Here is a 26,028-nt window from a genome sequence, read left to right as displayed (position 1 = left end):
AAAGCGCTTTGATTTACCTCAGTTAGTAACACTTGTGATGCTAGATACTGTTACTGGATGAGCCCGTCTCTGCATCGTATATTTCCTTCAGAATTTCGCGCCATTGCCGATATTGGTTTTCTACTGAACCGGTAAGAGTCACAGTACGATCCTCAAGCTCTACGATTTGTGGCTCAACTTCGGCCTCCATTGAGTCACCCAGCTCCTGCAGTGCCTCTAAGTGCATCTTGGCATCAGCACGGCGATCAAAGGCGCTCTTTATCAGGTAACCACCTGCGCCGATACCGACCTGGCCCGCAGCTTGGGCGCTGCCACCTCCAGCTCCTGCGGCAGCAATTCCGCCGATAATGGCTGCGGCACCCATAATGGTGTGATTACGGGCCTTACGCTTTAATTCGCGCATCTCCCGAACCTCCTCGTAACTGCGCGCACGCCATTCCTGATAGGGCACCTCCATGGTTTTTGCGAATGTGCCGTAATACTCCTGTAGGGTATCGACAAACAGGTAGTCCCGCTCACGAATTTTGCGCACCCTTGCTAGCATCGGATCATTTTCTGCGGGTAGGGCACTTAGATAGTAGATACCACTTTCGCTTTGGTGCAGGTAGCGGTCGAAGGCTTCAGGGGAGAAGCTGCGGGCAAAGCGCATTTCGGAAATAGTGCGAAGCTCGACAATTTGCTGATTTGATAGTTTTTGCCGGTACTGCAGCATGTCGTTGGCAATACGGTTGTAGATGCCTTGGAAAGCATCCCCCTCCGTAGGGTGCTTGCGATCGTAGGCATAATGCGAGGCGTTTTCACTGTACTCTTTTGTAAACCAGAGCTGGCCTCGGGAGTCAGCGACAGTAATTTCAACTGTCAGGGATTCGCCGTCGGATTTGAGAATACGGCCAGAGACGGTTACATCTATATTGGTGCGTGCAGATGGGATAACTCGAACTGCTCCCCAGCCAAGGCTTGATTGCAATGAGTCGGCCAAGGTGACGGCCATAAAGCGAGACTCCGCCTGGCGCAATTCAGGAAATACCAGGGTATCTTCGTCTGCCTCAGTAGTTTCTAGGCCTGGGTCAAACTGAATTACACCTACGTCGAGTAATCGCTCTTCAGCAATATTTTTGTCCTCAATAGTAAGGGGCGTAAATGCGGTAGTTCGTACTTCCGTTGTGGTACAGCCTGTGAAAATTAATGCGACTACCGACCACAATAATATGGTAAATAAGCATGTCGGGGAGTGGCCGCTTTTGTAAGTGGACTTGTAAAATGACATACAGGCATCCTTAGTAACTACTTCGTCGCTTTTTTATACTTTCGGTATTCTTCCCATAATTTTTCCCGCAATTCGGGGTCGGTTTCCCGGGTGGCTGCTTCACGAATTTGCCTTGCTACAACATCGTCATCTGTACCACTGGGTATATCTGCGGGTACTACGGCCTGTGAGCTGCTGTGGTTGTAGTCCCCCTGTCGCCCTTTTGTAGGCAGCCCGGGTCCGGTAACCTGGCCACTGGAGTTATTTTGCTGCGGTCCTCCTCCAGCTGGTGCTCCACTGCCTGGTGGTGCGGGGATTTCAGCTTCGGCTGATTCAATGAGGTCTTCCAGGGATTCCCCTGGCGGCGCTTCATCCATGGCGTCCTCGTCACTTTCAGCGGAGGCCGAGCCAGGCCTATTACGCACGTAATCACGCTCGCGCAGGATCATGCCGTCGTAACTCACCATGGTGGATTCAAAGCGGCCCTCCAGTTCCGCAACCTGCTCCGCAGCCGATGTCGGGGCTTCGTTGGGTGCGCTTCCCGCCCTTGATGCACTATCGCCTGGTTGCCCGGCATTAGCGCTATTGGCACTACTACTGCTGGAAGATGCACTGCTGGAAGAACTGCTACTGGAGGCGCTGGAAGATGAAGCGGTTTGATCCTCCTCGGAAAAATCGATTTCGTTTGGAGGAGTGCCTTCCTCTCCAGAGGAGGGGTCTGGCGGATTACTTTGATCCCTTTGTGATTGCTTTGAATCACTATAAACCGGTGTGGAGCGATTGCGGGAATCAGATTCCGGCATAGAATCTCCAGCTGAACTCTGGCGGGAAGCCTGTTCCTCTCCCGGTGCCGTACTGCTGTTACTCTGGGAGTTTCTTTCCGCACCGGGCATGCTCATACTGGGCTGGCTAGAAGAGTTGCTACGTGGCTGGCCGCTGCTACTGCTGGCGGTCTGCGACTGGCTGGAGCTCTGTGAGCTGCTGCTGGACGAAGAACTGCTCTGAGACTGCGATTGTGACTGCGATTGCGACTGTGGCTGCGATTGAGACTGAGAACTGGCAGAGGGCATTGATGGCATTGCTGGCGGTTGCGATTGTGTCTGTTGGCTCTTACAGCCGACCATCGCTGAGGTCAATAAGGCAACGGAGAGCAGAGTATGCCAGCCAATACACTGGCAATGACCTTTTCGAAGCGCTTTCCGAATTGTCATCTGCTTTCTCCTAAAATATTTGATATGTGCCCGGGCAGGCGGGTCGGTGAACAGTCTACGTAATCTGCCAGTCCGATAAGTAAACGGTGTGGAATCTTAAAAATAGTTGTTATTTGATTATTTGCGCGTTTACCACACCGCTTTAAAAGTGCTTTGCAGCAAAAATCCTCAATCAAAGACGAATCGTTGCACTATGCCGCGGGTTTCTACTGCTTCGCCGTCCTCAAAGCGAGGGCGAAACTTGGCGCGCTTTAATATGTTGCGGACTTTGGAACGAATGCGCACCTTGTCCGATGGGTAGGCTCTCAACACCTTAATATTGCGTGCTTTTCCGAAAGCGGTAACGTCGTATGAAACAGTGATGTGGGAGTTGGCTAGGGCCTTACTGTCGGAGTCCAGTATTGGAAGTGCTGGCAGGGCGACAGGACGCCCAAAAATATCCTCTATTTCGTCATTGGAGGCGCCATTGTCCCATAGTGCCTGATAGGCTTCGCCATATGTCTGGCGAGCCGAATGCCACTTGTTAAACATCATGTACCAGTCACCTAGCTCTACTTTTGCTTTGGCTGAAGCTGCCGGTGGGGATAGGGGATTTCTTTGGTAAACGTCGACGATACGGGTTATGGCTTTTTTACCGGTGTTAAAACTCTTCGTCCGGTAGTGATCTACTTTGTGAAGTTGACTGGCATTGGATCCACCAGCGCCAAAGCTGGTATTGACGATAACTGGTGCCTGTGGTTCGCCCTTATAGGTTGCCAAGTAATAATTGGTTGCTTTGAGTCCGCGTAGAGCGTCTACCAAGCGCAAATCACTGGCACCAAAATTCTTTGTGATAATATCAACCGCTAAGGTATAAAGTTTTGTAGCATTGATCAGGTGCTCAACAAGAGTCTCACCTTTTTCTTCTATGTAAGACTGTAGATGCCAGCGGCTCAGGTTATTGATAACGGGTAACATCCGTGGATCTTTTTCACCGTAATTTTTTTCGTAAAGCCAGTAGAGGTACTGTTGATTGTCGTTAGCTTCCTCCCACTGATTCAGGGCAATCTGACTTTCGATCAGTCGCTCAATCATAGGGATCTGGTTGAGGGAGTAGAGTCCTTCATTGACCCTATTTACCAGCATGGCACGACGGAACTCACTGGCGGCTTCTTTATGTGCACCAGTTTTTTGCAAAGCTGTGGCTAACCCAAGTAATTGTTCATCAATTCCCGCGCCATAAGCACCGTGTTGTGCCTCAAGCTCTTCAATTCGTTCGCGGTAGCTTTCTACCGCCTCAGAAGGACGAAGTTGTCGTCGATTTTTTTGTAGGGGTTTGGAGGCGGCCTCAATAAATGCCTTGGGAGGGGCATTAGTATCCTGGCTCACAGTTACGCCATCTGCAGCGAAGGCGCTTTTACACAGCAGTGCTGTGGCTGTAAACATCAAGCCGATAGCAAGTGATTTGCTGGTATCTATCTGTGTCACGATTGAACCACTTCCATTCCGGTTTTCATTACCCACAACTGCGAAAAAAGCCATGGCCTCACGCAGGGTATGTGGGTCTCGTTTCCACCTGTGGACCCCAAAGGTCGTTGAGTGGAAGCTCTCTCCTGAAATGTGGTTCTGCTTCAACACGAGGGCCGGCGGTGAGTTCGCTCTTGGGGCCTCGGGGAAGACGCAGCCGGATGCTTATCTTTGCGCTCCTGGCTGCGTATTAAACAGTATAGCCAGCACAATCTGTCATCAGAGGGATTGTGACGGAGACTTCAACCAACCGGCTATCGATTTGCCGGCATGCCTGCGACCACCCTTTTGGTTTAGCAGGCCGGGAGAAATAGCAGAACTCAAGGTCGGTAAGCAGGTGCCAAAAGTTTATTGTGCTTGTTTGGGCGACAGTTGATATTGCCGGGGGGATGCCGTATCTGACACTGTGGGGCAAGTAATACGAACTGCTTAGTGGATTTTTATCCTAAATTTTTGCGTTTTTTTAGGGGCTATTAGCTGTACCTGATCAACCCTCGGGTGACATATTTGGATTGCAGCGCAACAGGCGCCATAATCAGCCAATTGGAATGAGAGGAGAGAGCTGGTGAGCATCTATATCGACCCTGACGTAGCCCCGAGCCTGCGTGGATATGAAATGCCTGAGAGGCTGGGTTTTGGGGCAGTAATGGCGCCAGTAATGTTTCGTGCTGTCTGTCAGGATGGTTGCTGGAGCAGTGGTGAGTTGGTCCCCTACGCACCACTATCTGTTGACCCGGCAGCTAAGGTATTGCATTACGCTCAGTCGTGCTTTGAGGGGATGAAAGCTTACCGTACGTCGCAGGGTATTGCCCTTTTCCGCCCTGAAAAAAATGCAGAGCGCATGTCTTATTCAGCCAAGCGCCTATGTATGCCTCCAGTGCCTGAGTCTCTGTTCATGGATGGTGTGCGCACTGTCGCTGCTTACTGCGCAAATTTAGTACCTGGTAACAGTGGAGAATCCCTCTACTTGCGTCCCTTTCTGATGGGTACCCAGGCAGACCTAACGGTATCTGCGAGCACCTCCTATGAGTTTTATGTGATCGCTAGCCCTTCAGAGGCTTACCACTCCGGTAATATGCGACTTTGGGTAGAGCGAGAAGACGCCAGAGCTGCAGTAGGGGGCACTGGGGATGCAAAGGTCGGTGGTAACTACGCAGGCTCCTTGCTTAGTATTGGTCGCTTAAAAGAGCGTGGCTTTGACCAGTCACTATGGCTTAACCCAGACGACCGCAGTAGTGTGGATGAGTTGTCTGGTATGAATTTCTTCGCGGTAATCGACGGCGAGCTTCACACTCCGGCGCTTAATGGCTCCATTCTAGAGGGGATTACCCGTTTTAGTCTGATTGAATTGGCTAGGGACCTCGGATACAAAGTAATTGAGGGTGCAATTCATATTGATGAATTACTAGGGCAGGTCGCCTCGGGCGTCTGCTCTGAAACATTTGCCTGTGGCACCGCTGCGATTATCAGCCCTATAAGCGTGATAGGTGATGAAAGTGGTACCTACAAACTTCCTCAGGCACCTGGTCCTGTGGCCCAGCACCTGCGTCAGGCGCTCCTTGATATTCAGGAAGGGCGAGAGGAGGATCGTTTTGGTTGGATGTGCGCTATTCAGGCGGTCAGTTTCTGAGGCTGGAATGTCCCTCCAGGTAGCTGGCTGAGTTAATTCGCCAGCTACCTCTGATATGGCTATATCCACTTATTTGTCTCTCTTTTATTTATACAGATAATTATCCTCCCGGGTTGTTTTGTATCATTTTCGGTGGGTTAAATGTTTCTCCTAGAAACGCTCATGTAAGCATTTCCGCCAATTCCTTCCTTATTGTTGACTTGAACGACTTAAGCTCCTAAAAGTAAGTCGATAGAAGAAGAAATGAACTGGAGCTTCGAGGATGGCCTTTTAGTGGTACACCTCATTTTGACCAGCAGTTTCAAGATCAAATTGAGCAAATAGGTCGCACTTAGAGTTCCTTACAGAGCGTGAGGAAAACGGAATGTTGATCCATATGTTCGGCCTTATGATACAGCCCCGCAGGCAGTGGGAACTGATCAGTAGCCTCCCTGAAAAGAAATTACGCAGTCAGTTGCCCTACGTGATTGTTTTGGCGTTGCTTCCAGCAGCGGCGTGGTATTTTGGCACCACTCAGGTGGGTTGGAGTATTGGTGGCGGTGAACCGGTCAGAATTACAGGTCAGAGTGCACTGGAGTTGGTTGCGGTTTTTTACTGCACTATGGTATTGACTGTTGTTGCGATTGGTTACTTCATTCATTGGATGGCCAAGACCTATGGAGCTGAAACACACCCATTGAAGGGCGTTGTTATCGCTGGATTTACTGCAACACCAATCTTTTTAGTCGGTGTCGCCGGTATATACCCTTTGCTATGGTTAGATATTCTTTTGGCTACCGTTGCAGTTGCCTATGCCGTTTATTTGTTATATTTGGGAATTCCCATTGTTATGGGTGTCTCGGAAGAGCGCGGGTTTCTTTTTGCCAGTGCCATTATTACTGTCTCTCTGGTAATGGCTGTGTTGATTATGGTGGGAACTGTACTTTTCTGGAGCTATGTCTCCGAGCCAGTTTTCCACTGATATCACAATTATTCTTCAAATAGCCAGTTTACTTGTTAATTCTAAGCTGGCTGCTTTTAGTAGACAAAGTAATTATATCTATGGATTCTTAATTATTTTCTACCAGTTAATCAGGAAGCCTTTATGTATGGAGGCTACTTATAATGTTGATGACTGCTTTGTGATTTACCTGAGAGGACAGCCTGTTGCGAAAGGTAAATGCGAAACTGATCCCTTTTCTGGATCAACTCAACGAGAGTATGGCTGCGCAAGCAGCTCAGGGGTTCAAGTTTAGTGTAATTAATTCTCGTGAGATGTCTGGAAAAATGATCAGGAGTTACATTTCTGATATTCCAGAAGTGGACTGCATATTTGATGAAGTAGTCTATTCCACTGGCTATAACGTGCCTGTCAGGGTATATAATCCTGCACCAGAGAAGAAGTTGCCTGTACTTTTATATTTTCATGGTGGTGGTCATGTTGTGGGAAGTGTAGAAAACTACGATCCGATATGCCGGAAGTTTTCCCTCGCGACGCAGCATATTTTGGTGGCACCAGAGTATCGGCTGGCTCCCGAAAATCCATATCCCGCTGCAGTGGTCGATTCGTGTGCTGTCGCTCGTGGGATATGGACGGTTTTGGATAAAAGAAAAGTCAATTATCAAAAAAGTTTATCTGTTGCTGGAGACTCAGCAGGTGGAGCCCTGTCTGCATCAGTTTCGCATCTCGCCCAATATGATCTAGGTATTACTATTTCCAAACAAGTTCTGGTCTATCCCTGTGTTGATTATACAGCTAGGTGTGCGTCATATAAGGAAAATGGTGTGGGCTATTATGTCGAACGCGATAAATGCATCTGGTTTTCTGAGCAGTACTTTAAGGATGGCCAATGTAGAAAGTCAGCATCTCCATTACATATGGATTTCTCCGGAGGATTGCCGGATACTCTAGTTATAACGGCAGGGTTTTGCCCCTTGCGAGATGAGGGGGTGCTTTATTATAAGTCTATAAAAAATACTGGGGTTCGTTCAGAAAATTTCCACTTTCCAGATATGATACATGGCTTCTTAAACATGGAGGACTTAGTAAGAGATGAATGTCAAGAAACTTATTTTCAGGCTGGTAAGTTTCTAAATGGTTAATTACTTGTATTGTTTTATTTTGGAGTGTAATGATATTTTAAAATGTAGCCGTTGCTTAGCTCCAGTTCCTCTTGCTTTTCTATGTTCCTCATAAGATCAATTTCTCCAATAGTGTTAAATATCTGTTTTGGCTCGGTATCAATACAATGAATGCCCATACTTGCTACTGTCAAATCTTTATTGATTACTGAATACTCGATAAACTGTAGGTATACTCGATCATTCTTCTTGAAAATCTCTATGCCTGGACCGCTTGATAGCATCACCTTGTACTTAATTGCACCCCATGGGCCGTTGCACCGTATCGCTTGATACTCTCTCATTATTGCCCTTATAGATATTACGGGAGTGCTTTCTGTGAGTCGATTTTCCAATATTTGTTTTGTTTGAAATGTTTCTCCATCAGGTGTCATGATCACTACTTTAAGTGACTGCTCGGCGAGAGTGCTCTCCGCCAATAAGCTGATGGAAATCAAGGCTGGCTTTAAGATTTTCATCGCTTTAGCTTTCCTGGGCCAATTTTAAAGTGTAAGTGACGGATAATTTGCTAATGCCGAGTCGGTATTGTTTTTCCGTTCATTAATAATAGTGTCTTGATGCAGAGGCACTGGTTGGATAGTATCGGTAAAGCTATGTAAGAGGGTTTTTTGCGCAACCTAATTGGTACATTCGTGCCTATTTTTATAGATTGCCACTAATTGCTACCGATAATAATTCAAATAAAGGACGTATCATGAAAACATCAATCTGTGTGGGAGTGGTTTTGGCACTAATGGCTTCCACAGCTTGCTCGCCTGGTGACAAAGACAAGCGGGTACAAAATGACGCTCCCGGCGTAAAAGCTAGCCATGATTTTCAGAAGCAACTACTCAGGCAGCTGATATCCGCAAAACCGGGGGATGTGGTGTTAATTCCCGAAGGAGAGTTTCAAATTAACCGCAGCTTATCCTTGAATGTGGATGGAGTCACGATACGCGGTGCGGGTATGGATAAATCTATTCTCTCGTTTAAAGGGCAGATTCAGGGGGCTGAGGGATTACTGGTGAATGCAAGTAATTTCACTATCGAAAATCTTGCCATTGAAGACACAATCGGTGATGCCTTAAAAGTAAATGAAGGCGAGAACATAGTGATTCGCAATATACGTGTTGAGTGGACAAATGGGCCAGCCACTGAGAATGGAGCTTACGGCATATATCCTGTTCAAACTAAAAATACCCTGGTGGAGAGTTCAGTTGCTATAGGGGCATCCGATGCGGGTATTTACGTAGGGCAGTCGAGAAATGTCATAGTGCGTAATAATCGTGCCGAATTCAATGTGGCTGGGATTGAAATTGAAAACACGATCGGCGCTGATGTATACGGAAATGTGGCAACTAACAATACGGGTGGAGTCTTGGTTTTTAATATGCCAAACCTTCCTCAGCCTGGGCATAGCACCCGTATTTTCAATAATAAAATTTTTAAAAACAATACATCAAATTTTGGTCATGAAGGTACGCCAGTAGCTGCAGTTCCTGCAGGGTCAGGTATTGTAATTAACTCCAATGATAATGTTGAGATATTTGAGAATGAGATAGCAGATAACGATACCGCTAATATAGTAGTGAGTAGCTACTTTACGGCGGGTTATTATAGCGACAAATCCACACAGGAAGATTTCGACCCATATCCTGAAGGAATTTATATCTATGATAACCAGTTTTCTGGTGGGGGCACTTCACCGGACCACCTGGAATTGAAAGCCTTGAAATTGGCTCGATTTGGACTGGGTGGAAGCATTCCCGATGTACTTTGGGACGGGGTTGTCAATCAAGAGAAAACAGTTGATGGAGCCCTGCCGGATCACTTGAAATTATGCATTGATAATGCAGAAGCTGGTATTCTCAATGTGGATTTCCTCAATGGCTATCAAAATATCTCTACAGATATTTCCGCACATAAATGCCAGCTTGAGAAATTACCCCAAATTGTCCTGGAGTTTGAGCAGCCCGTAGAGGATCAGAAGACAGATAATCATCTGGCAGTATTAGAGGGTAGAAATGAATAGTTGGATATCCTGGGCAAGTGCCTTTATCCTGCTTCCAGGAATGATGCTGTCCACTATAGCAGGCTGTGATAAATCTCGCCCTCAAGTGGTCGTGTTTGCTGAAAATGCGATTCCGGAACGACTGAGTGATTGGAACCTGGTAAATATTCTCGATGGTGTATTAACGCCAAATATCGGAGTGGTGCCCTATGATCTCAACACAGGACTATTTACTGATTATGCCCATAAGTTGCGTACAGTGTGGATGCCTGATGGTGTTTCGGCCCGATATGGCGATGAGCAGTTTGACTACCCTGTTGGCACAGTTTTAACCAAAACATTTTACTATCCAAGGGGCGAAAACGAGACAGTACTGCGCACTGATAATTTCGAGCATGACTATGCTGAAGGCCGTATGGGTGAGGCCCTGGATATGCAGCGGGTGCGTCTGATGGAAACCCGGTTGCTAGTGAGGCGTGAGAGTGGCTGGCAGGCGATTCCCTATATTTGGAATGAATCACAGACAGAAGCGGTATTTGAAATTGCTGGTGATGCCAGTCGACTTAAGCTAAAAACGGCAACGGGAGATATTACAGAATTTACCTATGTGGTGCCTGATGCTAATCAGTGTGCTGGATGCCATGCAGATAATTTCACCGGCAAGAAAATTTCACCTCTCGGCCCAAGGGCCAGACACCTCAATCGAGATTACCCCTACCTCAGTGGTACAGAAAATCAGCTGAAGCACTGGCAAAAGATTGGTTATCTTCGTGATGTTCCCAAGACTATTGAATTACCTAGCTTAGCCAAATTTATGGATAACAGTGTAACGCTGAATGAGCGAGCCAGGGCCTATCTTGATATCAATTGTGGTCATTGCCATAACCCTGCTGGCGCGGCCGATACTTCTGGTTTAATGCTAAATCATAGTGAGACAGACTTGCGTAAGTTGGGCTTGTGCAAGCCACCAGTGGCGGCGGGAACTGGCAGTGGCGAGCGCTTATTTGCCATAGTGCCGGGTGAACCGGATCACTCCATTTTGAATTTCAGAATTGAGTCTGTTGATCCCGGTGCGATGATGCCGGAACTGGGTCGCAGTTTGGTGCATGAGGAGGGGGTGGAGCTGCTGCGCCAGTGGGTTGCGGCTATGCCGGGTACTTGCACATAAACCCTTCTGAAAGACGGAGCTAGTTCAGAATAATGGGTACAGTGCCTGAGGGCACCGTACCTTATCCGAACCCCATTTTAACCGTATGCTGCGGCTTCAGTAACCGGAGTGGCGGCGGGAATCAGCCCGTGGACCATCATGGTTACCGTACGCTCGAGTAGTGGTGAGTCGAGGGCAATAGTGCCACTCAGTATTTCATACTCTAGCTTTAGAATTGTGCCATGGGCGATCTGAGCTGCAGCTTCGGGGTCTGTGAGGCCAAGCAGGTGGAAGAATTCCTGCATCAGGGATTCCCGTGCATGGTTTGACATGCGTACTGCTCGTGTCAGCTGCTCATTCCGCAGTGCTTCATTGCGAAATGCTAGTTCTATAAGGCGCCGGTCCTTGTCCTCAGCTTGGCTTCGGACATGGGTCAGCACAAAACGGGTTAGCTGTTGGACTAATAATTTGCGGCTACTGTTCGAGGCGCGTTCTTGTGCTGAAAGGTTACGGGCAGCGCTGAAGCTTTCTTCCTGAAGTTGGCGCGTACTCTCTAGTCCCTGTTCGACGAAATATGTAAATGAGTCGCTGATAAGGTCATTGAGGTCTTTAAAGTAGTAGGTAGTGGCAGCCAGGGGTACACTTGCTTCCCGGGCTACAGCGCGGTGACGAATACCGCGAATACCTTCCTTTACGATCAGTCGCAGGGTGGCCTCAAGGATTGCCTTGCGGCGCAGGCGGCTGTCGGCGCGCTGAGCGCGGCGGCCGTGGTAGACCAAATCAGACTTTCCATTGTCTACAGTCATAGCAGTATCCCTGTTCTTATTGCGTTGGCACCGATAGCACTCTCAAGCTGGTCGGTCGTGCCATTCTAGCCAAACGAATTCAAAAAGAGACAATAATGCTATTACATTCGATTACACCGGTATTGCACTGAAAAAGGGCTTTATTTCCAGTGTTTTAGCAAAGGTGTATATTTTTGGGCTTTTGGTGACAGATAGGTGTCTATTAATCTATCAAAGGAAAATAAATACGCCAAATATGAATATTTTATTTAGAAGAATAAATGAAATATGCCCTTTAAATAATCACTGGCAATCAAATGGTTTTCGCTAAACTAAGAGATTGCCGTCGATATTTTTTCTCCAAGTTTATTTCTAAGAAATTTTTCCGGTAACTCGAACACGTTTAGAGCCGGGAACAATTTTTACTTGTTGGCTGCGACGACGTTCAATACCTGAATCTATTGCATTTTTTGTTGCGATTAGTAGACCTGCAACCAGGAATGCTCCTGGGGGAGTACCGCCACAAGTACTCCAGGATAGTTACTACCCAGAACCGAGATGCCCCAGTCTTTTGCCATGGGGCCGAGTAATAAATCCATATCTGAAAAGAGAGTGCCCTGGCCCAATATTTCCCGTACGGCGCCAATTACGATTAATACTGCGGTAAAGCCAACTCCCATCATAAATCCATCTACCAGCGAGGGAAGGACCGGGTTTTTACTTGCGAAGGCATCTGCACGCCCGAGAATGGCGCAATTGGTAACAATCAAGGGAATAAAAATACCGAGCACCAAGTACAACTCATAAGTGAAGGCCTTCATGAGCAGCTCGACACAGGTAACGAAGGTGGCGATGATCATGACCGAAGCGGGCAGTCGAACAGTATCTGGCATTTGCTGACGCACGAGGGATACCGCCAGGTTTGAGCAGGTAAGAACTCCGGTTGTGGCTAGGCCCAATCCAATAGCGTTGACCACTGTGCCTGTCACTGCCAACAGGGGGCAAAGCCCCAGTAGCTGCACCAGTGCAGGGTTATTCTTCCAAAGCCCATTGTGGGTGATTTCTGCGTAACCGGGGGTTGCCATCAGTTTTGCTCCATCTCTGGTTGGGCCCCATCTGTTTTTTCTGCTTCGGGGTTCTCAACTTCCACCGCACGCTTTGATATTGGTGCACTAAAAATCTTTTGGTGATTCTGTGCAACAAACTCCAATACTTGACGCACCTCATTCACGACCGCGCGCGGGGTAATTGTGGCCCCGGTAAACTGATCGAACACTCCGCCATCTTTCTGTACTTTCCATTCATTGGCGGGTGGATTTTTTAATGACAAACCATCGAATTGCAGTATCCAGTCACTTTTCTTCAGCTCAACTTTGTCGCCGAGGCCGGGGGTTTCGCTATGACCTGTAACCCGCACCCCGGCAATAGTACCGTCGCGGTTTACTCCCACCAGCAATTGGATAGGGCCTGAATAACCGTCGGGTGCCACCGCTGGCACAATCACAGCGGAGATTTTTCCATCCTCCCCCCGCGCGAGGTTGATATCACCACCCTGGGGGAGGCCGAGCTGGTTCCAGAAGACCTTGGGAATTGGATAGGTATCAACCAGTAGGTCGTTACTGTGGCGATCCAGGGGAATGATTTCCAACAGTGCTTTTGCCGATGCTGCCCGTATGGCGCGCTCAATGGGTTCACGTGTAGTGATCTGGGTCACTGCCAGCGTTCCGGCAGTGACCAGGGCAAATAGGGTTAAGACAGCGGCGTTTGTCGCCATGGACTGTTTGAGCATCAGTGCTCCTCCAGATCGGTGGCGCGTCGTGGCCGCTTATGGCCATAAGTGCGGGGCAGGGAATAATTGTCGATAGTGGGCGCGGCAAAGTTCATCAAGAGCACTGCGAAAGCCACTGCATCCGGGTAGCTGCCCCATGCGCGGATAATATAGGTAAAGAGCCCCACCCCCGCCCCAAAAATCAGGCGCCCCTTATTACTCGTACAGCCGCTAACCGGATCGGTAATAATAAAGAAGGCTCCAAACATGGTGGCACCAGAAAATAGGTGCAATAGCGGTGAACCTTCAGACAGTGAACTGCCACTGTCATAAAAAAACAGGGATAAAAGAGTCAGGGTGGCGAGCATCGCGACCGGCGCATGCCAGGTGATAATGCCGCGGAAGAGCAGAAATAGTCCTCCGAACAGGAAACCAAAACTAATGGTTTCCCAGCCAGCCCCAGCAAAGGTGCCCTTGTTGAAAATGGGCTCCAATTCATACAGCTGTGACAAAAGAACTGATTCATTGAGGCGGACAATCTCCAAGGGTGTAGCGCGGGTGAAACCATCCACGTTGTAATTGCCGAAGACGAGGGCGAAGGCTTCCCCAACACTGGGGGCACCGCCGATTACATCTGCAGCGCCCACCCAGCGAGTCATGTCCACAGGGAAGCTGATGAGTAGCACCACATAGCCCACCATTGCAGGGTTGAACGGGTTGTAGCCCATACCGCCATAGAGGTGTTTAGCCAGTACTACAGCCACGGCACTGCCTACTACCGGCAGCCACCAAGCACAATAGGGAGGAAGGGCGATGCCAAGGAGCAATGCGGTGACAAAGGCACTATAGTCACGCAAGTAAAAGGCCACGGGGCGATTGCGTAATTTCATCACCGCCGCTTCGCACAGCATGGCGGTGATAATCGACAAGGCAATATTGATCAGAACGCCTATGCCAAAGTAGATCACCATCGCCAGTACACCCGGGGCGGTGGCGGCGGCCACCTGCAGCATCACTTTGGCTGTTTGATCTCCGGAGCGGGCATGGGGAGAGGTGGCACGGATCAGTGACATTATTGATCTCCACCCTGTGCCGATTGCTGTTCATGCATCTTGTTTTCCAATTTTTTCTGCAGCTTCTCCAAGGCGGTCTCAAAAGCCTCTAGATTAGCGTCATCTTCTTCCCGGGCCTTTTGCAGTCGTGCTTCGGCTTTGGATACCCTCTTGCGTAGAGCATCAATATCCGCAGTGAGCTTTTCCGCATCACTTAACTGGGCCCGCGCCTCTGCGGCGGAACGGGCTTTGTTGATAGCGCGTACAGCGGCATTGGTTTCTTCTTTACTGGGTTCTCGCGCGGGGTCGCGGTCGGCGCGTCGCTTGGCCAGGGTGAGCTTGTGTTCAGCTTCCTGTAGTTTCAATTCAGCGGCTTTGAGTTGAGCGGCAAGCTGGTCGCGCTGGCTGTCATTGGCGGTTTCCAGTTTGCCGCGTAGGCGCTCCACGCGGCTCTCTGCACTGGAGAACGTGCGCTGAGCACGGGCGAATAATTGCTGGGGGTCCTCTTGGCGGGACTGGACCCTAGCTAGCGCTGCGGCGACAACATCGGCCTCCTGTTTACTGGCTTTGGCTTGCTCAGACTCTGGGTTTTGCTCGCGCTGCTGGCGGGCCAGTTCGGCTGCCTTGCGTCGGGCTTCACGTTTTGCCTCTTTTTCCTTTTCCGCCTTTTCCAGGCGCAGTTTACGGAATTCGAAGCGGTCGCGAGCACGGTCGGATTTCTCCTTCTCCGCCTCGGTCTGGCGTATAGCCCCCTTTGCCGCGCGGTAATACTGGACCAGAGGAATCGTGCTGGGACAAACATAGGAGCAGGCCCCGCATTCAATGCAGTCAAACAAATTGTAAGCCTGTAGTTTTTCCCGTTCATCAGCGCGTGCATACCAGTAGAGTTGTTGTGGTAGCAGCGATGCAGGGCAGGCTTCTGCGCAGAAACCACAGCGGATACAAGCTTTGGCTATTGGAGCGGGTGGCAGCTCATCAATGGTAGGTACCAGCAGACAATTGGTGGTTTTTACAACTGGTGAGCTTTCATCATCAATGGTGTACCCCATCATGGGGCCACCGATAATCACCTTTTGCATCAATCCGCGGTGAATTCCGTGATGCTTAAGGATATGACGAATGGGGGTACCGATGGGTACTTCAATATTGCGTTGTCGCTCCAGGGCTTTGCCCACTACAGTGGTAACCCGGCTGATCAAAGGCTCTCCGAAGTGTACTGCGCGGAATATGGCTCTGGCAGTACCCACGTTCTGGCATACGATACCGACATTGGCCGGCAGTCCCTGGTTGGGGACCTCACGCCCTGTGAGAATCTGGATCAGTTGCTTTTCACCGCCGGAGGGGTATTTAGTAGGAAATACGACAATATCGAAACGAGTGCCTTTGGCGGCCTCGCGCATCGCTGCAATCGCTTGAGGTTTGTTATCCTCAATCCCGATGAGAACCCGTTCCGGTTCATCAAGGATGTAGGAAAGGATACCGACTCCGGCAATAATTTCTCCAGCGCGCTCCCGCATCAGCATATCGTCAGCGGTGATATAGGGTTCGCACTCGGTGCCATTGATAATCAAAGTATCAATCTCTGCACCGCCATGAGGGTCCAGTTTTACTGCAGTGGGGAAACCGGCACCTCCCATTCCCGCGATGCCGCAGTCACGAATTTTCTCCAGCAACTCCACTCGGCTGAGCTGGGTAAAGTCCTCACAGGTCTCAAGCTTGCACCAGCGCTCCTCACCATCGGTGCGAATAACAACGCAGTCTTCCACCTGCCCCGATGGGTGGGGGACGGCGCAGGGCTCTATAGCAACGACCTTGCCAGAGCTGGGAGCGTGCACTGGACAGCTGATCAAGCCATCCGCTTCAGCAATTTTTTGCCCCTTTAATACATCGTCACCAAGATTAACCAGTGGCAGGGCTGTAGCACCTGTGTGCTGTAGAAGGGGCACTATCAGATCTTCGGCTAAGGGAATACTGCCAATGGGCTCGCCGGTACTTTGATGCTTATTCTCCGGGGGGTGTACGCCACCGTGAAAATCATTGGGGCGCAGCTCCCGCGCTTTTTCGCTGGCAATTAACTGGGCCTCACGGGCAGCGCGACGCTCGGTAACCGCTTTCCGCTGTTGGGCTCTCTCTTGCTGTGCTTGGGTCTCGTTCTCGGGGCTCAAACTGCACCTCCCCCAGTTTCTGTCTGATTACCGCGACGGTCAGAGGCTATTAACTGGATGCCGTCCTCTGGTTTCCGGGGGTGCCAGTCTTGTAAAGGCATATCCACAGGCACCATATCAATACAATCCACTGGGCAGGGTTCCACACACAGGTCGCAGCCAGTGCATTCATCGGTGATGACGGTATGCATGTATTTAGCAGCCCCGGCGATAGCGTCCACCGGGCATGCCTGGATACATTTGGTACAGCCGATACATTCTGCCTCGCGAATAAAAGCGACTTTCTTTACTTCCTCTACCCCGTGCTCGGCGTCCAGTGGCATGGGTTCCATGTCCAGTAAGTTGGCCAGCTCATTGATGGTGGCCTGGCCTCCGGGTGGGCACTTGTTGATGGCATCGCCGTGCACGATGGCTTCCGCATAGGGTCTACAGCCGGGGTAACCGCACTGTCCACACTGGGTCTGTGGTAGTAGCGCATCAACCTGTTCCACCAGGGGGTCGCCTTCAACTTTAAAGCGTACAGCGGCAAATCCCAGCAGGGCACCAAACGTCAGCGCCATGCCGCCAAGTACCAGTAGGGGAGAGGAAATTTCTGAGATCCAGTCCAGCATCGTAAAACCCTATACCAGACCGCTAAAGCCCATAAATGCCAGGGACATCAGCCCGGCAGTTACCATACCGATAGCTGCACCGCGAAATGGCAGGGGTACATCTGCGGCAAAGAGACGCTCACGCATGGAGGAGAAAAGAATCAAAACCAGGGAGAAGCCTACAGCAGCTCCGAAGCCGTACAAGGTGGACTGCATAAATGTATGGGCCTTCATGGTGTTTTGCAGGGCCACTCCTAATACTGCGCAATTAGTGGTGATTAGAGGTAGGAAAACCCCTAGTACCTTGTACATTAATGGGCTGGTTTTCTCGATAAACATTCGCGCAAACTGCACTACTACTGCAATTACCAGAATAAAGGAGATAGTGCGCAAATACTCGATACCAAAAGGCTCAAGCAGGTAGGTATTTACCAAGTAGGAGCAAATTGACGCCAGGGTTAGTACAAAGGTTGTGGCACCGGCCATGCCCACGGCGGTCTCCAACTTGTTGGAGACACCCATAAAGGGGCACAGGCCCAGAAACTGTACCAACACATAGTTGTTGACCAGGATGGTACTGAGCAGGATAACTGCGAATTCGGTCATAACAGGTCCGGTTGAAGCCCTGGGGCGAAATGGCACGAGCGCTATGGCGGTGTATATGCCCCTGCCCCTGATAGTGGTGCGTTCTGTGAGCAAGGTGTCCGTCGAATGTCGCGCAGGGCCGGTATTATGGGTGAGTCGCAGAGGGCCTTCAACTCGGAACAGGCATCTTCTGGCAGGTGAGGGGCCCCAGCTTCGGGGTCAGTAATATGACCAAATAGCCGCTGCATGACTATAAGCTGTGCGAGGTTATTGAGATATGGGGTTGTCGTTAGTGTCCATATAAAAAATAGGGCTTATTTCAGCTGGTTTGCCGGTTGTGAGTGTAGTTTCGGGTGAATTAAGTGAACTCCTTTGAACTTTCTCGATAAATGCTGGCGCGCCCCTTTACAGTAAATTGACGTGGCCATATCTATGGCTGGACAAATCCTAATATCAGTTGGAGCCGTGAAATGTCGGATCAACCTTATACCCCACCAAAAGTCTGGACCTGGGATTCGGAGAGCGGTGGGCAGTTTGCCAAGATCAATCGCCCGGTGGCGGGTGCCACACATGAGAAGGCGTTGTCCCGGGGTAAGCACCCGATGCAGCTGTATTCACTGGGGACGCCGAATGGGGTCAAAGTGACGATCATGCTGGAGGAGTTGTTGGAGCTGGGTTTTGATGGAGCTGAATACGATGCCCATCTGGTTCGTATTACTGAGGGAGATCAGTTTGGCAGTGGTTTTGTGGAGGTGAACCCCAACTCGAAAATTCCTGCTCTTTTGGACCAGAGCACAAATCCGCCTATCAGGGTATTTGAAAGTGGCTCGATACTCCTTTACCTGGGAGAGAAGTTTGGCGCCTACCTACCGCATACCCCGGAGCAGCGCACGGAAACTCTCAACTGGCTTTTCTGGCAAATGGGCGCTGCCCCCTATCTCGGTGGTGGTTTTGGCCACTTCTATGCCTACGCCCCTGAGAAGTATGAATATCCGATCAATCGTTTTGCTATGGAAGTAAAGCGGCAAATGGATGTCTTGGATCAGCAGCTGGCAAAACACCAATATATAGCCGGGCGTGAATACACTATTGCAGATATCGCGATCTGGCCCTGGTATGGAGCATTGGTACGCAATGAGGCTTATGATGCTGCCGAATTTCTCGATACCCAAAGTTACAAACATCTGAATCGCTGGGTTGAGGAAATTGCCGCACGGCCTGCGGTGCAACGTGGACGCATGGTAAATCGAACCTGGGGAGATCCCAAAAAACAGCTTCACGAGCGCCATGATGCCGGTGATTTTGAGACAAAGACCCAGGACAAATTAACAGATGAAGAGAGCTAACAGGGAGTTGTTTATGAGAAAAAAGCTCGCCTTCCTCTTTAGAAAGTACGCAGTGAAAGCATCAGCTGAACTATTTGCGAGGTGCGTGGCAGCCGCCACAATTTCTCGGTAATAAAACCAGCAGCGAATGCCAGACCGAGCATTAGTGGTACAGGAATTGAACTCAGGAGTTGGCGGGCCTGCTGCTGCTGTTGATTGATTAAGTGCAATGCGCTACGACGCTGTTTTTCTGTATCGTGGCGGCATTGTTCAATCTGTTTATTTAAAGTTCTCAGCGACATCGCTTAAGGCCTCTTTCACCTGCCGCTTGGTTTCTTCAAACCCAAGCAGCGGGCGCAGTTTCTGTTGGTATATCAGCACGCCGATAAAAATAGCAATTTGTAATAAGAGAAAGACGAGAAAGCCAATATAGATAGACTGGGAAAAATAGTAGGCAAAAAGGCCTACGCCGCCGCAAATAGTGACAAGCAGGGCTGTTCCCAGGGGCACTAACATCAGTTGCAAAAATATAAGGCGTTTGCCAGCAGTCAGAGTGCGATCCAATTCCAATTGGAATAATCGCTGAATATTGCTGATCCAGGCAGTAAGCAACGTGAGAGTGGCTTCGGCACGGGCCAAAGTTGTTTCTAAACTGTCACCGTCGCTATTCCCAACGCCGTTGGCTGATCCATCTGTTTCGTCCCGGCCGCGATCGTGCGCAGCCGGGCCGGAATTAGAGTCGGGCTTTTTTCCATTTCCCATCTAGGGTATCCCTACCGGTAAAAAAGTGATCAGAGCTATTTAAAAAGCTTAGCGATTGCCCAACCGACTACAAAGGCACAACCCACCGCAAGAATTGGGCGTTCCCGCAATGAAGATTCCGCTTTTTCCATAACTTCCGCAGCGCGCTGTCTCTGGGTTTCCACGGAAGATTTAGCTCGCTGTCTCAAGCTTTCCGCAGCATCAGTTGCCGCCTCGCCTGCGAGATTATAGGCCTGTTGCAGCTTTTCCCTACTGGAGTTTGTGTGGGGAGATCTTGCAGTTGCCATCGGGTTGCTCCTTTTCAGGGGTTGATTGGCAAGGAATGATATAGTCGTCCCCTGTATTCCCCAGTCAAATTAGCGCTTTTATTAGGGGAATTGAAAATAAGCACAATTAATTATTGTATAAAAAGCTATATACACTCTCTTTTCTTGTCTCCTAACCAAAATCACTGAAATTCCTTCCTGGGTATAAGTACTTGTTAGGGTGAGAATCGTGCCCAATGGGTAGGATAGTGACCCCGAGCCTTAATTGTGATCATTTTTCTAAGGCTCTGTTGGGTGCGGGGAGAGCATATAGATAGAAGTGGGAAGTCACGGCTTAAGGGGTGCGTTGTCGAATTCCCGTCTCCAGGATTCAATATTATTAACCACGCCATTTAATAGGCGCTGGCGGCTTTCTCGGCTGATCCAGGCATTGTGAGGGGTAAGGATTAGGTTGGGAATGTCGTTATCCAGCAGAGGGTGGCTTGCGGGTGGGGGTTCTTCGCTGAGCACATCCAAGGCTGCCCCACCCAGCTTGCCGCTGCGCAATGCGTCGGCGAGAGCTTCCTCATCTACCAGGCCGCCGCGGGCTGTATTGATCAATAGAGCGCCGGGTTTCATTGCAGCGATAAATGTGCGATCGATAAGTTTCTCAGTTTGCTCTGTAAGTGGACAGTGCAGACTGAGCACATCTGACTCCGACTGCAACTGCGCCAGGGGCACCCGGTTTTTCTGTTCAGTTTGTCCGGAGGATTCAGCGATCAAAATCCGCATATCCAGAGCCTCGCCGAGGCGAGCAACCCTCTGACCTAACTCCCCATAGCCAATAATGCCGAGAGTTTTTCCCGATAGTTCAACTACTGGATGATCCAGCAGGCAAAAAATCTCTGACTGACTCCATTGTCCTGCCATTACATCCTGGTGATAGAGGTGCCAACGTGAGGCGAGGGCCAGCATTAAGGCCAGAGTATGTTGTGGCACTGAGGCTCCAGCGTAGCCTTGGACATTTCGCACTGGGATGTCGAATTCTTTTGCGGCCTCAAGGTCAACATTGTTGGTGCCGGTAGCGCATACACAGATCAGTTTGAGGTTTTTTGCTTGCGCTAAAACGGCGCGATTTAATACCACCTTGTTGGTGATTACCACCTCCGCATCGGCAATGTGCTCAGCAGTTTGCGTGTCGGAAGTGGTATCGTGGAAATCCCAGTGGTCTAGACTGTTTTGCAGGGCTGATATGTCCAACTCCTCCAGCTTCATTGTCAGTGCGTCAAGAAATACGCCGCGCATGGGGTCTCCTTAGTTTCTGTGTTGTTTTAGGCATGCTACGGCAGTTGATGCCGATTGCAATGGCTTCGCTGGAGGGGCGCGTGATCTGTCCTGTGTGGGTGGCTACGGTTTGTTTGTCGGGCCTTTCTGTTTCAGTTGAAGAGGGCTCTTAATGGGAATATCGGTAACCGCAGCAACACTGGTTTTAGTATCGGCATTTCTCCATGCGGGATGGAATTTACTGGGAAAATCCCGCACACCTTCCCCGGCTTTTTTTGTATCGCCACACTGAGCGTGGGCTTATTACTTCTTCCCCTTGGTGTTTGGGTCTTGTCTCAAGCACAGGTATTGCCGCGTGCGTTCTGGCTGCTTCTGATAGGCAGTGGCTTTTTTCAGATGATTTATATGGGAGGCCTGGCGTTAGCATACCAGCGCGCCAATATGGGGCTTGTTTATCCCATAGCACGAGCACTGCCTGTATTACTGGTGGCGCTGGCAACGGTGCTGCTCGGACAGACTCTGCCGTGGCTTGCCTGGCTGGGCATGTTACTGGTCACCATTGGCTGTCTGTTAGTGCCACTGGTGTATTTTCGTCAATGGCACTGGCGCGCTTACTGGCGAGCTGATTGTGCCTGGGCCCTGGTCGCCGCACTGGGGACTGTAGGGTATTCACTGGCAGATAAGGGAGCTTTACTCCACCTGGAGACAGCTCTCGACGGTGCCGTTCGGCCTATGGCGATGGCATACAGTTACCTGGGTATGCAGTTCTTTGCCAGCGGCTTGTGGTTGCTTTTCGGTTGTCTTGGTAGCAATGGGCGTGCCCAATTGGTGCGAAGCCTGGGTGATTTGAAGCTCGGGTTAGTAACGGGACTGATGATGGGAGCTACCTATGGCCTTGTTTTGCTGGCCATGGCGATGACGGAGAATGTGAGCTATGTAGTGGCCTTGCGCCAGCTCAGTATTCCGCTGGGAGTTGGTTTTGGTATCTGGCTATTAAAAGAGCCGGCATACAGGCCCCAACTGCTTGGTGTGGGGCTAGTATGCGCCGGCCTGATTGCGGTGTCACTGCGCTAGGCTAGGGACATCGCCAGATTCAATTACATGACTCGCATGCCGGGCTTGGCGCCCTCGTGAGGCTCTAGAATCCAAAGGTCTTTACCACCAGGCCCGGCGGCCAACACCATACCTTCGCTCACCCCGAAGCGCATTTTGCGCGGCGCCAGATTAGCTACCATGACCGTATGCTTGCCCTCCAGTTCTTCTGGCGAATAGGCGCTCTTGATGCCGGCAAACACCTGTCGTGTTTCGCCGCCCAAGTCTAGGGTCAGCCGCAGTAACTTACCGGCGCCCTCTACGTGTTCTGCTTTGGCAATCAGGGCGATACGCAGGTCTACCTTGGCGAAATCATCGAACTGGATTTGCTCGGCAATGGGGTCATCGGCCAGGGGGCCTGTGGCGGCCTTGGCCTCGGCCTGCAGTTGGGCCAGAGACTCCTTTGCCGCATCCATCACTGCATCCACTTGGGTTTTTTCTACACGCTGTAGCAGCGGCTTGAACTTGTTGATCTCATGGTCGACCAGAGGTGTAATCGCACTGTTCCATTCCAGCCCGCTGTTGAGGAATTCAGCCGCCTTTTGCGCGGTGTTGGGCAGTACTGGGGCGAGCCATGTGATCAGCGCGCGGAACATATTCACGCCTTGAGAACAAATTGCCAGTACTTCGGACTCAGCTCCTTCCTGCTTAGCCAGGGACCAGGGGGCTTTGTCGGCGATCCAGGCATTGGCAGCATCGGCCAGTGCCATAATGTCACGCATGGCGCGGGCATATTCGCGCTGCTCATAGTAATTGGCAACGCGTGGTGCGGCTTCTATAAACTGGTCCCACAATTTTTCATCGGCCAGTTCAGTGGCGAGCTTGCCACCGGCCTTACTGACAAACTTGGCGGTGCGTGAGGCGATATTGACTACCTTGCCTACCAAGTCGGAATTCACCTTGGCGATAAAATCATCCAGGTTGAGGTCCAGGTCATCCACTCCGGCGGTGAGTTTGGCGGCGAAGTAGTAGCGCAGGTATTCGGGATTCAGGTGATCCAGGTAGTTGCGGGCGTTGATAAAAGTGCCGCGGGACTTGGACATTTTCTTGCCGTTGACGGTTAGGAAGCCATGCACACATACCTTGTTGGGGGTGCGGAAATCTGCGGAGTCCAGCATGGCCGGCCAGAATAGGGCGTGGAAGTTGACGATATCCTTGCCGATAAAGTGATAAACCTCAGCATTGCTGTCTTTCTTCCAATAATCCAGCCAGTCGCTACCGTTCTTGTCGCAGTAATTTTTCAGGCTAGCCATATAGCCGATAGGAGCATCCAGCCATACATAGAAATATTTGCCCGGCGCGTCTGGGATCTCAAAACCGAAGTAAGGTGCGTCGCGGGAGATATCCCATTCCTGCAACCCCTCTTCGAGCCACTCGGCCAGCTTATTGGCGACTTCATCCTGCAGGGTACCGGAGCGAGTCCAGTCACGCAGAAATTCGGTGAAGGCGGGCAGTGTAAAAAAGAAGTGCTCGGACTCTTTTTCCACCGGTGTAGCGCCAGAGATGGCGGAAACCGGATCGATTAGCTCTGTGGGGCTGTAAGTAGCGCCACAAGCCTCACAGTTATCACCGTATTGATCGGGTGTGCTACAGCGTGGGCAGGTACCCTTGATATAGCGGTCTGCCAGGAATAGCTGTTTCTCTGGATCGAATGCCTGGGTGATGGTGCGAGAGGCGATATGGCCATTGTCGCTCAAACGCTGATAAATCATAGAGGACAACTCGCGGTTTTCCTCTGAATGGGTGGAGTGGTAATTATCCACGCCGATCAGGAAGTCGGCAAAATCCCGCTCATGTTCCGCCTGCATGTTGGCAATGTGCTGCTCCGGGGTCAGGCCCAATTGTTCGGCCTTGAGCATGATTGCGGTGCCGTGCGCATCATCTGCGCAAATGTATAGGCAATCGTTGCCGCGCGCACGCTGGAAGCGCGACCAGATGTCGGTCTGGATGTACTCGAGAACGTGGCCCAGGTGCAGGGAGCCATTGGCATAAGGGAGTGCGCTGGTGACTAGGATTTTGCGCGTATCGGGCATCGGTTTTTCCATCGCTTTGGTGTTGCGGCCGGGGGCTCCGCTGGAGCGGCCGGAGAACGTCAAAAGACCGCGGAATATAGCAGATTTGTGCTATGCCGGGGAGGTATGTGGGATGTCGTTGAAATGATCCATTCACTGGCGTTGGGCTGTTTCATCCTACACAATGCATCCCAGACAAGAAGCACCAAGAGGGAGATACCGTGAGCGATCATCACGACCATGAAGAGCTATCAATGGAAGTTCAGGCCGAACTCGAGCGCCTGGCTGAATGCCTTGGTCAGTTGCACGACTCGGCCAGTGGGTTGTTACTGGACGAGTTGGATGCGGACATTGAGGTAGGTTACGAGGGCGATACAGTGCTTGTAGGTATAACCCTTGGCTACCCTTGCGCGAGCCAGGTGGAATCCTGGCACAAAAGGGTCAAAGAGGCCTGTGAGCCCTTGTTGAAAAGTGGCCCCCTGGGTGGTAGCAGCCTGCAGTTTGAGCTCTTCAGTGATATCCCCGCGACTTCATCGCCAAGTGCCCCTGAGCCACTGCAAGGGGTAAAAAATATCGTTGCGGTAGCCTCTGGCAAGGGGGGTGGGGAAGTCCACCACAGCAGTAAACCTGGCGCTGGCGCTGGCGGCAGAGGGAGCCCGGGTAGGGTTACTCGACGCAGATATCTATGGCCCCAGCCTACCTACGATGCTCGGTACTGAGGGGCAACGTCCTCACGTAAAGGAGCAGAAATTCTTTGTGCCGGTGGATGCTCTGGGAATTGAGACCATGTCTCTGGGCTACCTGATGACTGAGGATACCCCAGCTGTATGGCGTGGCCCGATGGCCAGTGGTGCTCTTAATCAAATCCTTACCCAGACTCTATGGTGCGATGCAAAGGAAGAGCTAGATTACCTGATTGTGGATATGCCGCCCGGCACAGGTGATATTCAGCTGACTTTGGCACAAAAAACGACTCTAGCTGGGGCGATTATAGTGACTACCCCCCAAGACTTGGCGCTGAAAGATGCCATCAAGGGAGTAGAGATGTTCCGTAAGGTCTCTGTGCCTGTACTTGGTATCGTCGAAAATATGGCACTGCACACCTGCTCCAAATGTGGTCACAGCGAACCGATTTTTGGCGTTGGTGGCGGTGAACGCATTGCTGAGGAATACGATACACATTTACTTGGTGAGTTGCCGTTGGCACAAAAAATCCGTGCAGATGTCGATAGTGGCTGTCCGAGCGTTACCGCAGATCCAGATGGGGAGATTGCTGGGTTTTATCGGGAAATTGCTCGTAAAGCTGCTGCTCAAGTCTGGCTCAATGCCAGTAGCGAGGAGGACGTTCCAGAAATCGAAATTAGTTGAACCCATTCGCGATATTGATCACAAAGAATTAATTTTTTTATTATTGTGGTTTTTCGCGGTGGTAAAAATCCCTATATTGAGCCTCTCCGGTGTGCCTTCCATGGAATTTTCTGTTGTGTGAAAGGTGCCTAAATCAATGGCCGG

At 50.5% G+C, this 26,028-nt stretch carries 24 protein-coding genes and 2 pseudogenes; 10 read left to right on the top strand and 16 right to left on the bottom strand.

Annotated elements, in window-relative coordinates:
* Positions 1–40: 40 nt before the first annotated feature.
* Complete coding sequence (locus P3339_RS19765; protein WP_282951664.1) at positions 41–1,267, bottom strand: hypothetical protein; 1,227 nt, start codon at positions 1,265–1,267, stop codon at positions 41–43.
* Between the two features lie 17 nt (positions 1,268–1,284).
* Positions 1,285–2,049, bottom strand: coding sequence for a hypothetical protein (locus tag P3339_RS19760; RefSeq protein ID WP_282951663.1), 765 nt, complete (start codon positions 2,047–2,049; stop codon positions 1,285–1,287).
* Here P3339_RS19760 and P3339_RS19755 point away from each other — a divergent pair.
* Both P3339_RS19755 and P3339_RS19750 read left to right on the top strand, forming a co-directional pair.
* Positions 2,027–2,251, top strand: a complete 225-nt coding sequence (locus P3339_RS19755; protein ID WP_157533339.1) for a hypothetical protein — start codon at positions 2,027–2,029, stop codon at positions 2,249–2,251. The two genes, P3339_RS19760 and P3339_RS19755, sit on opposite strands and share 23 nt — an antisense overlap.
* Before the next feature lie 10 nt (positions 2,252–2,261).
* Positions 2,262–2,471 (top strand): hypothetical protein, encoded by a 210-nt coding sequence (locus P3339_RS19750; RefSeq protein ID WP_157533340.1) that lies wholly within the window; start codon positions 2,262–2,264, stop codon positions 2,469–2,471.
* A 154-nt stretch (positions 2,472–2,625) separates the two neighbouring features.
* Here the strand turns inward: P3339_RS19750 and P3339_RS19745 are convergent, their stop codons facing one another.
* Positions 2,626–4,074, bottom strand: a complete 1,449-nt coding sequence (locus P3339_RS19745; RefSeq protein ID WP_282951662.1) for an energy transducer TonB — start codon at positions 4,072–4,074, stop codon at positions 2,626–2,628.
* A gap of 454 nt (positions 4,075–4,528) precedes the next feature.
* On the opposite strand from P3339_RS19745, the gene P3339_RS19740 reads away from it, so the two are divergent.
* From P3339_RS19740 to P3339_RS19730, 3 genes are all read left to right on the top strand, one after another.
* Positions 4,529–5,593: a branched-chain amino acid aminotransferase gene (locus P3339_RS19740; protein ID WP_020411903.1), complete on the top strand. Its 1,065-nt coding sequence runs from the start codon at positions 4,529–4,531 to the stop codon at positions 5,591–5,593.
* A gap of 364 nt (positions 5,594–5,957) precedes the next feature.
* Entirely contained in the window at positions 5,958–6,554 is a 597-nt protein-coding gene (locus tag P3339_RS19735) for a Yip1 family protein (protein ID WP_282951661.1), read from the top strand.
* Positions 6,555–6,739: 185 nt separating this feature from the next.
* Positions 6,740–7,675 (top strand): alpha/beta hydrolase, encoded by a 936-nt coding sequence (locus P3339_RS19730; protein WP_282951660.1) that lies wholly within the window; start codon positions 6,740–6,742, stop codon positions 7,673–7,675.
* A gap of 14 nt (positions 7,676–7,689) precedes the next feature.
* On the opposite strand, the gene P3339_RS19725 is transcribed toward P3339_RS19730, so the two are convergent.
* A complete protein-coding gene (locus P3339_RS19725; RefSeq protein WP_282951659.1) occupies positions 7,690–8,172 on the bottom strand; it encodes a hypothetical protein in 483 nt (160 codons plus the stop codon).
* Positions 8,173–8,363: 191 nt separating this feature from the next.
* On the opposite strand from P3339_RS19725, the gene P3339_RS19720 reads away from it, so the two are divergent.
* Positions 8,364–9,725: a parallel beta-helix domain-containing protein gene (locus P3339_RS19720; protein WP_282951658.1), complete on the top strand. Its 1,362-nt coding sequence runs from the start codon at positions 8,364–8,366 to the stop codon at positions 9,723–9,725.
* The gene (locus P3339_RS19715; RefSeq protein WP_020411908.1) at positions 9,718–10,872 is read left to right on the top strand and encodes an SO2930 family diheme c-type cytochrome; all 1,155 of its coding nucleotides are present in this window, start codon (positions 9,718–9,720) and stop codon (positions 10,870–10,872) included. Before P3339_RS19720 ends, P3339_RS19715 begins: the two co-directional genes overlap by 8 nt.
* 77 nt (positions 10,873–10,949) lie before the next feature.
* Here the strand turns inward: P3339_RS19715 and P3339_RS19710 are convergent, their stop codons facing one another.
* From P3339_RS19710 to rsxA, 7 genes and pseudogenes are all read right to left on the bottom strand, one after another.
* Positions 10,950–11,657, bottom strand: coding sequence for a TetR/AcrR family transcriptional regulator (locus P3339_RS19710; protein ID WP_020411909.1), 708 nt, complete (start codon positions 11,655–11,657; stop codon positions 10,950–10,952).
* A 351-nt stretch (positions 11,658–12,008) separates the two neighbouring features.
* Positions 12,009–12,721, bottom strand: a pseudogene (locus tag P3339_RS19705) (electron transport complex subunit E).
* Positions 12,721–13,425, bottom strand: a complete 705-nt coding sequence (gene rsxG, locus P3339_RS19700) for an electron transport complex subunit RsxG (protein ID WP_282951657.1) — start codon at positions 13,423–13,425, stop codon at positions 12,721–12,723. Before rsxG ends, P3339_RS19705 begins: the two are co-directional and overlap by 1 nt.
* Positions 13,425–14,477: an RnfABCDGE type electron transport complex subunit D gene (locus tag P3339_RS19695; protein ID WP_282951656.1), complete on the bottom strand. Its 1,053-nt coding sequence runs from the start codon at positions 14,475–14,477 to the stop codon at positions 13,425–13,427. Before P3339_RS19695 ends, rsxG begins: the two co-directional genes overlap by 1 nt.
* Entirely contained in the window at positions 14,477–16,621 is a 2,145-nt protein-coding gene (rsxC, locus tag P3339_RS19690; RefSeq protein WP_020411913.1) for an electron transport complex subunit RsxC, read from the bottom strand. Before rsxC ends, P3339_RS19695 begins: the two co-directional genes overlap by 1 nt.
* Complete coding sequence (gene rsxB / locus P3339_RS19685) at positions 16,618–17,232, bottom strand: electron transport complex subunit RsxB (protein ID WP_020411914.1); 615 nt, start codon at positions 17,230–17,232, stop codon at positions 16,618–16,620. Before rsxB ends, rsxC begins: the two co-directional genes overlap by 4 nt.
* 9 nt (positions 17,233–17,241) lie before the next feature.
* Positions 17,242–17,817 carry an electron transport complex subunit RsxA gene (gene rsxA / locus P3339_RS19680; RefSeq protein WP_020411915.1) on the bottom strand — a complete coding sequence of 192 codons (576 nt, stop codon included), beginning with the start codon at positions 17,815–17,817 and terminating at the stop codon, positions 17,242–17,244.
* Between the two features lie 449 nt (positions 17,818–18,266).
* Between rsxA and yghU the strand changes: the two genes are divergently transcribed.
* Positions 18,267–19,142 (top strand): glutathione-dependent disulfide-bond oxidoreductase, encoded by an 876-nt coding sequence (yghU, locus tag P3339_RS19675; RefSeq protein ID WP_282951655.1) that lies wholly within the window; start codon positions 18,267–18,269, stop codon positions 19,140–19,142.
* Between the two features lie 38 nt (positions 19,143–19,180).
* Here yghU and P3339_RS19670 read toward each other — a convergent pair whose 3' ends face one another.
* The 4 genes from P3339_RS19670 to P3339_RS19655 form a co-directional block, all read right to left on the bottom strand.
* Positions 19,181–19,423, bottom strand: a complete 243-nt coding sequence (locus tag P3339_RS19670; protein WP_020411917.1) for a hypothetical protein — start codon at positions 19,421–19,423, stop codon at positions 19,181–19,183.
* Entirely contained in the window at positions 19,401–19,883 is a 483-nt protein-coding gene (locus P3339_RS19665) for a hypothetical protein (RefSeq protein WP_282951654.1), read from the bottom strand. Before P3339_RS19665 ends, P3339_RS19670 begins: the two co-directional genes overlap by 23 nt.
* 35 nt (positions 19,884–19,918) lie before the next feature.
* Positions 19,919–20,170, bottom strand: coding sequence for a hypothetical protein (locus P3339_RS19660; protein WP_020411919.1), 252 nt, complete (start codon positions 20,168–20,170; stop codon positions 19,919–19,921).
* A 306-nt stretch (positions 20,171–20,476) separates the two neighbouring features.
* Positions 20,477–21,433: a D-2-hydroxyacid dehydrogenase gene (locus tag P3339_RS19655; protein WP_282951653.1), complete on the bottom strand. Its 957-nt coding sequence runs from the start codon at positions 21,431–21,433 to the stop codon at positions 20,477–20,479.
* Between the two features lie 210 nt (positions 21,434–21,643).
* On the opposite strand from P3339_RS19655, the gene P3339_RS19650 reads away from it, so the two are divergent.
* Positions 21,644–22,486 carry an EamA family transporter gene (locus tag P3339_RS19650; RefSeq protein WP_282951652.1) on the top strand — a complete coding sequence of 281 codons (843 nt, stop codon included), beginning with the start codon at positions 21,644–21,646 and terminating at the stop codon, positions 22,484–22,486.
* Positions 22,487–22,509: 23 nt separating this feature from the next.
* On the opposite strand, the gene metG is transcribed toward P3339_RS19650, so the two are convergent.
* On the bottom strand, positions 22,510–24,537 hold the full coding sequence (metG, locus tag P3339_RS19645; RefSeq protein WP_282951651.1) for a methionine--tRNA ligase: 2,028 nt from the start codon (positions 24,535–24,537) through the stop codon (positions 22,510–22,512).
* A 233-nt stretch (positions 24,538–24,770) separates the two neighbouring features.
* Between metG and apbC the strand changes: the two are divergent.
* Positions 24,771–25,884 (top strand): annotated as a pseudogene (gene apbC / locus P3339_RS19635) (iron-sulfur cluster carrier protein ApbC).
* Positions 25,885–26,028: the final 144 nt, after the last annotated feature.

Source organism: Microbulbifer sp. MLAF003, assembly GCF_030012965.1.
Taxonomy (GTDB): domain Bacteria; phylum Pseudomonadota; class Gammaproteobacteria; order Pseudomonadales; family Cellvibrionaceae; genus Microbulbifer; species Microbulbifer variabilis.
Note: the sequence above shows the minus strand (reverse complement) of the source record. Positions and strands in the feature narration are given on the sequence as shown.